Origin of the sequence: Tatumella sp. UCD-D_suzukii (assembly GCF_000611875.2) — a bacterium.
GTDB classification, from domain to species: Bacteria; Pseudomonadota; Gammaproteobacteria; order Enterobacterales; family Enterobacteriaceae; genus Tatumella; species Tatumella ptyseos.
Genome location: NZ_JFJX01000050.1, coordinates 1 through 742, shown reverse-complemented (window position 1 = coordinate 742; position 742 = coordinate 1). Strand labels below are relative to the sequence as shown.

The following is a 742-nucleotide window of genomic DNA, read 5'->3' as shown; positions in this document are numbered from 1 at the left end:
TCAGGGTGTCGCCGTCCTTATCCGTGTCATTGGTCAGCACATTACCGTTCACCGGCGTATTTTCTTTCGCCACCGCCGTGTCATTGTTCGCCACCGGCGGGGTATTGATCGTGCTGAAGCTCAGCGTCGCCGAGGACGTAGCCTGACCGTCGGTAATAATATAGGTCGCAGACGGGACCTTGCCGGTATAGCCGTCCACCGGGGTAAAGGTGTATTTACCGTCACTGCCGATAGTCAGGGTACCCACGCCGCTGAGGGTCGCGGTTTCACCGGCGTTCACCGTCTGACCGTCCACAGTAAACTGCGTCACCGTCAGCGTGTCGCCGTCTTTATCCGTGTCATTGGTCAGCACATTACCGTTCACCGGCGTATTTTCTTTCGCCACCGCCGTGTCATTGTTCGCCACCGGCGGGGTGTTGATCGTACTGAAGCTCAGCGTCGCGGTGGACGTGGCCTGCCCGTCCGTGACCGTGTAGGTCGCAGACGGGACCTTGCCGGTATAGCCGTCCACCGGGGTAAAGGTGTATTTACCGTCACTGCCGATGGTCAGGGTGCCCACACCGCTGATCGTCGCGGTTTCACCGGCTTTCACCGTCTGACCATCCACAGTAAACTGCGTCACCGTCAGGGTGTCGCCGTCCTTATCCGTGTCATTGGTCAGCACGTTGCCGCTCACCGGCGTATTTTCTTTCGCCACCGCCGTGTCATTGTTCGCCACCGGCGGGGTGTTGATCGTGCTGAA

Annotated in this window: 1 protein-coding gene; it reads right to left on the bottom strand. The window is 59.3% G+C overall.

Annotated elements, in window-relative coordinates; all coding sequences use genetic code 11:
* Positions 1–742 (bottom strand): Ig-like domain-containing protein (locus CG67_RS18325; RefSeq protein ID WP_038024769.1); only part of this gene is annotated, 742 nt, incomplete at both ends.